The organism is Janthinobacterium lividum (genome assembly GCF_011601275.1).
GTDB classification, from domain to species: Bacteria; Pseudomonadota; Gammaproteobacteria; order Burkholderiales; family Burkholderiaceae_D; genus Janthinobacterium; species Janthinobacterium lividum_E.
Map to the genome: position 1 here is coordinate 68,926 of NZ_JAAOLY010000023.1, position 9,702 is coordinate 78,627.

General features: G+C 62.0%; 8 protein-coding genes. 6 read left to right on the forward strand and 2 right to left on the reverse strand.

The genetic code is table 11. The features are described 5' to 3' along the window. Position 1: 1 nt before the first annotated feature. Both iolG and GYK42_RS25830 read right to left on the reverse strand, forming a co-directional pair. Positions 2-988: an inositol 2-dehydrogenase gene (gene iolG, locus GYK42_RS25825; protein ID WP_166449829.1), complete on the reverse strand. Its 987-nt coding sequence runs from the start codon at positions 986-988 to the stop codon at positions 2-4. Next, a complete protein-coding gene (locus tag GYK42_RS25830; protein WP_166449820.1) occupies positions 981-1,847 on the reverse strand; it encodes a MurR/RpiR family transcriptional regulator in 867 nt (288 codons plus the stop codon). Before GYK42_RS25830 ends, iolG begins: the two co-directional genes overlap by 8 nt. A 248-nt stretch (positions 1,848-2,095) precedes the next feature. Between GYK42_RS25830 and GYK42_RS25835 the strand changes: the two genes are divergently transcribed. The 6 genes from GYK42_RS25835 to iolE all read left to right on the forward strand — a co-directional run. Continuing rightward, a complete protein-coding gene (locus GYK42_RS25835; protein WP_034757655.1) occupies positions 2,096-3,145 on the forward strand; it encodes a sugar ABC transporter substrate-binding protein in 1,050 nt (349 codons plus the stop codon). Between the two features lie 166 nt (positions 3,146-3,311). Further along, entirely contained in the window at positions 3,312-4,445 is a 1,134-nt protein-coding gene (locus GYK42_RS25840; RefSeq protein WP_205711560.1) for an ABC transporter permease, read from the forward strand. Positions 4,446-4,448: 3 nt separating this feature from the next. Further along, positions 4,449-5,234: an ATP-binding cassette domain-containing protein gene (locus GYK42_RS25845; RefSeq protein ID WP_046684857.1), complete on the forward strand. Its 786-nt coding sequence runs from the start codon at positions 4,449-4,451 to the stop codon at positions 5,232-5,234. A gap of 8 nt (positions 5,235-5,242) precedes the next feature. Further along, on the forward strand, positions 5,243-7,189 hold the full coding sequence (locus GYK42_RS25850) for a bifunctional 5-dehydro-2-deoxygluconokinase/5-dehydro-2-deoxyphosphogluconate aldolase (RefSeq protein ID WP_166449822.1): 1,947 nt from the start codon (positions 5,243-5,245) through the stop codon (positions 7,187-7,189). Beyond that, on the forward strand, positions 7,186-9,012 hold the full coding sequence (iolD, locus tag GYK42_RS25855; protein ID WP_166449823.1) for a 3D-(3,5/4)-trihydroxycyclohexane-1,2-dione acylhydrolase (decyclizing): 1,827 nt from the start codon (positions 7,186-7,188) through the stop codon (positions 9,010-9,012). Before GYK42_RS25850 ends, iolD begins: the two co-directional genes overlap by 4 nt. After that, a partial coding sequence (gene iolE / locus GYK42_RS25860; RefSeq protein ID WP_166449824.1) for a myo-inosose-2 dehydratase occupies positions 9,009-9,702 on the forward strand: 694 nt, incomplete at its 3' end. The genes iolD and iolE, both read left to right, overlap by 4 nt.

The following is a 9,702-nucleotide window of genomic DNA, read 5'->3' on the forward strand; positions in this document are numbered from 1 at the left end:
TTTATAAAGTGACCACGCGCTGTTCGCGCCACGACAAGGTGGCCGCTTCGGCCAGTTCCAGCGCCTTCAAGCCATCGTGCACGGTGGTGCGCAGCGGCGTGCCGTGGCTGAGGGCGTCAAAGAAGTGCGCCATTTCCTGCGCGTAAGCCACGCGATAACGTTCCAGGAAAAAATCTTCTGGCTTGTCCACGCTGACATTCACGGCGCCATAGGCTGTCACTTCCGTCGGCTTGTGGTTGCCGGCCTGCAGCATGCCGGCGCTGCCCAGTACTTCGAAGCGCTGGTCGTAGCCATAGGCGGCGCGGCGCGAGGCATTGATCTGGCACAAGCGGCCCTTGGCCGTGCGGATGGTGACGACGGCCGTGTCCAGGTCGCCTGCTTCGCCGATGGCTGGATCGACGAGGCAGCTGCCCGTCGCGTGCACGCTGACGGCTTCATCGTCGAGTATCCAGCGGAAGATGTCGAAATCGTGGATCAGCATATCCTTGAAGATGCCGCCCGACACCTTGATGTAGCTGACCGGTGGCGGGCCCGGATCGCGGCTGGTCACGACCAGCAATTCCGGCGTGCCGATTTCGTCCGCTTCGATGCGTGTCTTGACGGCATTGAAAGTCGGGTCGTAGCGGCGCTGGAAGCCCAGCATGCACAGCACCTTGGCTTCCTTGACGGCGGTCGCGCAGGCGCGCGCGCGGTCTATCGTCAGGTCGACGGGTTTTTCGCAAAAGATGGCCTTGCCGGCGGCGGCCGAGCGCAGGATCAGATCCGCGTGCGTGTCCGTGCTGGACGCGATGACGACGGCCTTGATGGCCGGGTCGGCCAGCGCCGCCTCGACCGTGGCGCTGCTGCCGCCATGCAAACCGGCCAGCGCGGCGGCCGCTTCCTGGTTGACGTCGACCACGTACTTGAACTGCACGCCGGGTTGGGCGGCCAGGTTGGCCGCGTGGATTTTGCCGATGCGTCCGGCGCCGAACAATGCTACTTCAATCATCATGTTCTCCTGGGGTGTGGATTTCTTCGATGTCGAGCTCTAATTTGTATGCCAGCGCAATGAACAGCGCCTGGCACAGGCAGATGGTGCTGGTCAGCGAGCGGAAGGCGAAGGCGCTGCCCTCGGTGACGGTGAGCAGCGCGTCGGCGGCCCGCGCGAGCGGGGCCAGCTTGCTGTCCGTAATCACAAGAACCTTGGCGCCCTTGTCTTGCGCCGCCTTGATGCACTGCTGGGTTTCCTTGCCGTAAGGCGAGAAACTGATGGCGATCGCCACATCGCGTTCGCGCACGCTGCGCATCTGTTCGCGGTGCATGCCGCCCAGTCCGCTAATCAGGTGCACGCGCTTGTCCGTGTGTTCCAGCGCGTAGGCGATGTAGGAGGCGATCGGGAAGGACCGGCGCACGCCGATCACATAGATATTTTCTGCTTTCAGCAGCAGGTTGACGGCCGCTTCCAGCTGGGCGTCGTCGAGTCCTGCCGCCAGGTCGTCGAGGCCGGCGCGGCTGGCGCCGACGAATTCGCGCGTCAGGTCGCCCGCGCTGAGGGCTGCGTCGCGCGTGGAGATCAGCTTGCGGATGCGCTGCTGGTAGTCGGGCGTGGCACCGGCCTGGTCCGTATAAGCCTGGCGGAACACGTCTTGCATTTCGGAAAAGCCCGTGTAGCCGAAGCGCTGCGCGAAACGCACGATGGCGGACGGCTGCACGTCGCAGGCGGCGGCGATGTCGCTGATGCGCTCGAGCATCAGGCTGGCGCGGTGCTTTTCAATGTATTGGGCGATGACTTTCAACTGGCGCGACAGCTTGTCGTACTCGGCGGCAATGTGCTGCATCAGCTGTTCGATGGGGGCGGTGGCTGCCATGATGTTTTCCTTGGTGTGCTTGCTGGGCCGCTGTATCCGTGCGGCTGGTTCTGGCGAGAATTATAGGAGGGAATCTTGAAAATAGAAATGAATTTCTATTTAAATTTATTTTGAAAATTTTATTGCATTTGTCTTTTTTGTGGCCTAAGCTGTGCGCAGTGCATCGGTTCGTGTGCCGCAAGGCCAGGCCGGTGACACCCTTCATAAAAGCTCGCAACTATAAAAATTAATCCGTCTAGGAGACATTCATGCATAGCAATAAAAGCAAGGGTTTGATGAAGTGCCTGGCCATCGCCAGCCTGGGCCTGAGCCTGGGTTTGAGCACGGGCGCCAGCCATGCTGCCGGCGAAAAATTCGTCATGGTCAGCCATGCGCCGGACTCCGATTCCTGGTGGAACACCATCAAGAACGCCATCAAGCAAGCCGGTGAAGACTTCAACGTGTCCGTCGACTACCGCAATCCGCCGAATGGCGACCTGGCCGACATGGCGCGCCTGATCGAGCAGTCGGCCGCGCGCAACTATGATGGCTTGATCGCCGACATCGCCGACTTCAGCGTGCTGCAAAAACCGCTGGGTACGGTAGTGGCCAAGAAAATCATGCTCGTGACCATCAATTCGGGCACCATCGCGCAAAGCGAACAGTTGAAAGCCATCATGCACGTGGGCCAGCCCGAATATGACGCGGGCCTGGGCGCCGGTAAGCGCGCCAAGGAAGCGGGCATCAAGTCGTTCGTGTGCGTGAATCACTATGCGATGAATGCCTCGTCGTTCGAACGCTGCCGCGGTTTTGCCGACGCGCTCGGCGTCGACTTCAAATCGTCCACGCTCGACACCAATGGCGTCGACCCTGGCGTGATCGAAAGCAAGGTCAGTGCCTATCTGCGCAGCAATCCGAAGACCCAGGCCGTGCTGGCGCTGGGGCCGGACTCGGCGCCAGCCGCCATGCGCGCCGTCGAGAAGCTGGGCCTGAAAGGCAAGATGTACTTCGCCAGCTTCGACTTGTCGGAAGAAATCGCCAAGGGTATCAAGGATGGCAGCATCCAGTTCGCCATCGACCAGCAGCCTTACCTGCAGGGCTACATTCCTGTCGCCGTGATGGCTATCATGAAACAGCAAAAGATCACCGACCTGGCCAAGGTCAAGGAAATCCTGATCGCCAATCCGAAATACCAGGCGCGCCTGGCGGAATACGGCCTGACCCCGATCTACGGTCCACGCCACATCAGCTCCGGCCCCGGTTTCGTGACCAAGGAAAACATTTCCAAGGTCGAAAAATACGCGGGCCAATACCGCTAATCCACACAGTCGCCACCGGGTTTGCCCAGCGCCGTACCGCTTCCCGCAGGCGGCGCATGGGAGGAACACGCCTGGCGCCAGCGATGCTGGTGATAAGTAATTGCATCAAGTAACACTGAAAGGACTTTGTATGACTGCGCTCAAATCCAGCCTGGCCAGCCCCGGCATGAATCCTCCTCCGCCTCCCGGCGCCTCCAGCAAGCCAGTTGCCGCCGCCGACGAGCGCGTAGGCACGACCAGCTGGGTCAAACGTTTTTTTGGCCGCCCCGAGTTCGCCTCGATTTCCGGCGCGGTGCTCGTGTTTGCCTTCTTCGTCATCACGGCCGGCGACTCCGGCATGTTCAACCTCGATGGCGTCGTCAACTGGATGCAAGTGGCATCCTACCTGGGCATCATCGCCATCGGCGCCTGCCTGTTGATGATCGCCGGTGAATTCGACCTGTCGATCGGCTCCATGATCGGCTTTGCCGGCATGATGATCGCCATCCCGACGATTTATTTCCACTGGCCACTGTGGGCCGCCATTATTTTCGCCTTCGCCGGTTCCATGGCGCTGGGCTGGCTCAACGGCTACATCGTCATCAAGACGCGCTTGCCATCGTTCATCGTTACCCTGGCATTCCTGTTCATCCTGCGCGGCCTGACCCTGGCCTTGTCCATCATGTTCGCCAACCGCACCATCGTCAGCGGCGTGGGCGACCTGGCGGCGCAGGACTGGCTGGCCAGCCTGCTGTTCCACGGCAATGTGGCCACGGGCCTGTTCCAGTGGATGGGTGCGCATGGCTGGATCGCCGTGCTCGACGACGGTTCGCCGCTGGTCAAGGGCATTCCGAAAGTGATCGCTTGGTGGCTGGTGCTGGCCGCCGGCGCTGCGTTTGTCCTGTCGCGTACCCGTTTCGGCAACTGGATGTTCGCCGTGGGCGGCGACGCCAACGCGGCCAAGAATGTGGGCGTGCCGGTGCGCAAGGTGAAAATTTCGCTGTTCGTCTTCACGGCCTTCTGCGCCTGCCTGTTTGCCACCTTGCAAGTATGCGACGTGGGTTCGGCCGCCGCCGACCGCGGCATGCAAAAGGAATTCGAAGCCATCATCGCGGCCGTCATCGGCGGCGCCTTGTTGACGGGCGGCTACGGTTCCGTCGTCGGCGCCTGCTTCGGCGCGCTGATCTTCGGCGTGGTGCAGATCGGCATCACTTATACCAACATCAATTCGGACTGGTTCCGCGTGTTCCTCGGCGTCATGCTGCTGATCGCGGTGCTGTTCAATAACTTTGTACGCTCACGCGTCACGGAAGCGAGATAAATCATGAGCGAGCATATTCTTGCCCTGGAAAATGTCAGCAAGCGTTTCGGCTCCGTGCTGGCGCTGCAAAACATCACCATGCGGTTGAAGGAAGGCGAAGTGCACTGTTTGCTGGGCGACAACGGCGCCGGCAAGTCCACCCTGATCAAGACCCTGGCCGGCGTGCACAAGCCCACCGATGGCCAATACCTGGTCGATGGCAAGCCCGTCGTCTTCAATTCGCCCAGCGAAGCGCTGGACATGGGCGTGGCCACCGTCTACCAGGATCTGGCGCTGGTGCCGCTGCTGTCCGTGGCGCGCAATTTCTTCATGGGCCGCGAGCCGATGAAAAAGCTGCTGGGCCTGGTGCCCGTGATGGATATCGACTACGCGGCCGAGACGGCGCGCGCCAAGCTGGCCGAGATGGGCATCATGGTGCGCGACCCGCACCAGGCCATCGGCACCATGTCGGGCGGCGAAAAGCAGTGCCTGGCCATTGCCCGCGCCATCCACTTCGGCGCCCGCGTGCTGATCCTCGACGAGCCGACGGCGGCCCTGGGCGTGAAGCAATCGTTCAATGTGCTGAAACTGATTTACAAGGCGCGCGAGCGGGGCATTTCCGTGATCTTTATTACGCATAATGTGCACCATGCGTATCCGGTCGGCGACTCGTTCACGTTGTTGAATCGGGGCAAGTCGCTGGGCACCTTCACCAAGGATACGGTGAGCAAGGATGCCTTGCTGGACATGATGGCGGGCGGGGCGGAAATGCAAACGCTGATGAGTGAACTCGACGGTGTCACGATTTAAGGATAGCCATGAATAATTCCACACAATTTGCCCAGGGCCGCGCGCTGGACGTGATCTGCCTGGGCCGCCTGGCGGTGGACCTGTACGCGCAGCAGATCGGCAGCCCCCTGGAAGACGCGACCAGTTTCGCCAAGTACCTGGGCGGCTCGTCGGCGAATATCGCCTTCGGCACGGCCCGCTTGGGCTTGAAGTCGGCCATGCTGTCGAAAGTGGGCGACGACCACATGGGCCGTTTCCTCACCGACACCCTGTCGAAAGAGGGCTGCGACGTCAGCCACGTGGGCATCGACCGCGACCGCCTCACGGCTTTAGTCATGCTGGGCATCAAGGACAAGAACACGTTTCCCCTGATTTTCTACCGTGAAAATTGCGCCGACATGGCCATCGACGCATCGTCGGTGGATGCGGCTTTCATTGCCTCGAGCAAGGCGCTGTTGATCACCGGCACGCATTTCTCTACTAGTGCCATGCACGCCGTCAGCACGCAGGCGCTGCAGCTGGCCCGCGCCAACAACGTGCGCACCGTGCTCGACATCGATTACCGGCCCGTGCTGTGGGGCCTGTCGGGCAAGGCCGATGGCGAAACGCGTTTCGTTTCGAACGAAGGCGTCACCAAACATCTGCAAAGCATCCTGCCGCAGTTCGACTTGATCGTCGGCACGGAAGAGGAATTCATGATCGCCGGCGGCGGCGCGGACATCTTGGCCAGTTTGCGTGCCGTGCGCTCGGTGAGCGGCGCTACTCTCGTCGTCAAGCGCGGGCCGCTCGGTTGCGCCGTCATCGAGGCGGCCATGCCGGCCAGTCTCGATGAAGCATTCAACTATCAGGGCGTGCGCGTGGAAGTGCTGAACGTGCTGGGCGCGGGTGACGCTTTTATCTCTGGCTTCCTGAAAGGCTGGCTGCGCGGCGAGGATTACGCGGCGTGCTGCCGCTATGCGAATGGCTGCGGCGCCCTCGTCGTGTCGCGCCATGGCTGCGCGCCGGCCATGCCGTCGCCCGTCGAGCTCGACTATTTCCTCGCCAATGCGGACAAACTGACGCGCCCGGATCAGGATGCCACCCTGGCGCGTTTGCACCGCACGACGGTCGCGCGCAAAGAGTGGAACGAGCTGTGCGTGTTTGCGTTTGATCACCGCACGCAATTCTTTGAGCTGGCCCAGCAGGGTGTCAGCGATGAAGCGCGGATTTCACAGCTCAAGCAATTGTTCGTGCAAGCCGTGGGCGAGACGGAAGCGGCACGTGGCTTGCAGGGCGGGACGGGCGTGCTCATCGATGACCGCTATGGCGCCGACGCGCTCAACGACGCGACGGGTCGCGGCTGGTGGATAGGCCGTCCCGTCGAGATGCCGGGCTCGAATCCCCTGCAGTTCGACTGGGGCCGCTCGCTCGCTTCGCGGTTGACGCAGTGGCCCAGGGAACACGTGATCAAGTGCCTGGTGCAACTGCACCCGGACGATACGCCGGAGAACCGCCTGGAGCAGGAAGCGCAGATCAAGGGCCTGTATGATGCAGCGCAAATCACGGGCCATGAGTTGCTGCTGGAAATTATCCCTGCCAAGTCCTTGCCGCAGCACGACGATACGGTGTTACGTGCCGTCAAGCGCCTGTACAACCTGGGCATTTATCCGGAATGGTGGAAGCTGGAAAGCATGTCAGCCCAGCAATGGCAAGCCATCGATGCCCTCGTGCATGAGCGTGATCCGTATTGCCGTGGCGTCGTCCTGCTGGGTTTGAACGCGCCGATCGCCGCCCTGGCCGCCAGTTTCGAGCAAGCCAGTGCCAGCACCACCTGCAAGGGTTTCATGGTCGGCCGCACTATCTTCCAGGAACCGAGCCGCCGCTGGCTGGCGGGCGAACTCGACGATGTGGGCCTGATCACCGCCGTGCGCGCCAACTTCGAACAGCTCATTTCCCTGTGGCAGCGTACACGCAACCGTCTGGAGCGTGCGGCATGAGTACGATTCGTTTAACGATGGCCCAAGCGCTGGTGCGCTACCTGGCCGCGCTGCGTACGGAAGAGGGCGAACCTTTGTTCGGCGGCGCTTTTGCCATCTTTGGCCATGGCAACGTGGCCGGCATTGGCGAGGCGCTGTACCAGTACCGCGACAGCTTCCCGACTTACCGCGCGCATAATGAACAGGCGATGGCGCACTCGGCCATCGCTTACGCCAAGGCGCACATGCGCCGGCGCATGATGGCCGTCACCAGCTCCATCGGCCCGGGCGCCACCAACTTGCTGACGGCCGCCGCGCTGGCGCACGTGAACCGTTTGCCTGTGCTCTTGCTGCCTGGCGACGTCTTCGTCTCGCGCGCGCCGGACCCGGTGCTGCAGCAGCTGGAAGATGCATCTGACGGTAGCGTGTCGGTGAATGACGCTTTCAAACCTTTGTCGCGCTACTTTGACCGCATCGTCTATCCGGAGCAGTTGCTCACCGCCTTGCCGCGCGCCATTGTCGCCTTGACGGACCCGGCCGCCTGCGGTCCCGTCACCTTGTCTCTGCCGCAAGACGTGCAGACGATGGCGTATGACTATCCGGCCGATTTTTTCGAACCGCGCATCGTGCGTTTCCGCGCCTCGCCGCCTGTCGAACAGGAACTGGAAGAAGCGGCGCTGCTGTTGAAAAACGCGAAGCAGCCGTTGATCGTGGCCGGTGGCGGCGTGCTGTACGGCCAGGCCAGCGCCGCCTTGCAGGCGTTTGCCGAGCGCCATGGCATTCCCGTGGCCGAAACCCAGGCCGGTAAAAGTTCTCTGCCATGGAACCATCCGCTGCAGCTGGGCGCCATTGGCGTGACGGGCTCGCCTGCGGCCAACAGCCTGGCGGCGGACGCGGACGTGGTGCTGGCTATCGGCACGCGCCTGCAGGATTTCACGACGGGTTCCAACTCCCTGTTTGCACAGGCGCAACTGGTCAGCCTGAACGTCAACAGCTTTGATGCCCTGAAACGCCGTGGCCTCGGTGTGCAGGCGGACGCGACGCTTGGCTTGCAGGGCCTGTCGCGGCTGCTGGGCAGCTGGAATAGCGCGGGCCAGTGGATGGACCGGGCGCAGCAGGCGGGCCGCGCCTGGCGCGAAACGGTCAAAAGCATCACGGGCAAGCGCGAGGTGGCCGGTTTGCCGTACGACGGCGAAGTCATCGGCGCCGTGCAGCGCTCTTCGGCGGATTCCACCGGCAACGATATCGTCGTCTGCGCGGCGGGCACCTTGCCGGCCGAACTGCATAAACTCTGGCGCACGTCGACGCCAGGCGGCTACCACATGGAATACGGCTACTCGTGCATGGGTTACGAGATCGCCGGCGGCCTCGGCGTCAAGATGGCGAAACCCGATGCCGAGGTCATTGTCATGGTGGGCGACGGCAGCTATCTGATGATGAATTCGGAAATCGCCACCTCCGTCATGCTCGATAAAAAACTCATCATCGTCGTGCTCGACAACCGGGGCTACGGCTGCATCAACCGCCTGCAGCAGGCCTGCGGCAATCCTTCGTTCAACAATATGTTGCCCGATAGCGCCCCGCGCATCGACTTTGCCCTGCATGCGCAATCCTTGGGCGCGCTGTCCGAGCACGTGGCCAATATCGCGGAACTGGAACAGGCCATGCTGCGCGCCCGGGCCGCTTCCCGCACCTACTTGATTTGCATCGATACGGACGACACGCGCACGACCGAAGAGGGCGGTTGCTGGTGGGAAGTGGCCGTGCCCGAGGTTTCCACCCAGCCAGCCGTGCAAGCTGCGCGCGCCCGTTATGAACTTGACCGCCAAGGACAACAACAATGAACGCACCGACATGGAATGTGAAGATCGGCATCAACCCGATCTCGTGGATGAACGACGATTTGCCGAGCCTGGGCGGCGAAACCCCGCTGGAAACAGCCCTGAAGGAAGGCGCCGAGATCGGCTACGTGGGTTTTGAACTGGGCAACAAGTTTCCCAAGGATGCGCCGGCCCTGAACGCCGTGCTGGGCAAATACCATCTTGCCTGTGTTTCCGGATGGTATTCGGGCCGCCTGGCGCAGCGCAGCGTCGAAGAAGAGATCGCCTCCGTGGCCTCGCACTTGCGCTTGCTGGCTGACAGCGGCGCCACTGTCATGGTGTATGGCGAAGTGGCCGACGCCATCCAGGGCGAAGCGCGCCCGCTGTATAAACGCCCCCGTTTCCAGTCGCAGCAGCAATGGCAGGAGTACGCCGATAAATTGACGGCGTTTGCCGCGCATCTGCTGGCGCACGGCGTGCGTCTGGCCTATCACCATCACATGGGCGCCTACGTGGAAACGCCGGCCGACGTGGATCAACTGATGGCCTTGACGGGGACCGAGGTCGGCTTGCTGTTCGACACCGGCCACATCACGTTTGCCGGCGGCGATGCGCTGGCGGTTTTAAATAAGCATATCGACAGGATTTGCCATGTGCATTGCAAGGACGTGCGCCCGAACGTCGTGAAACTGGCCCGCAATGGCCATTGGAGTT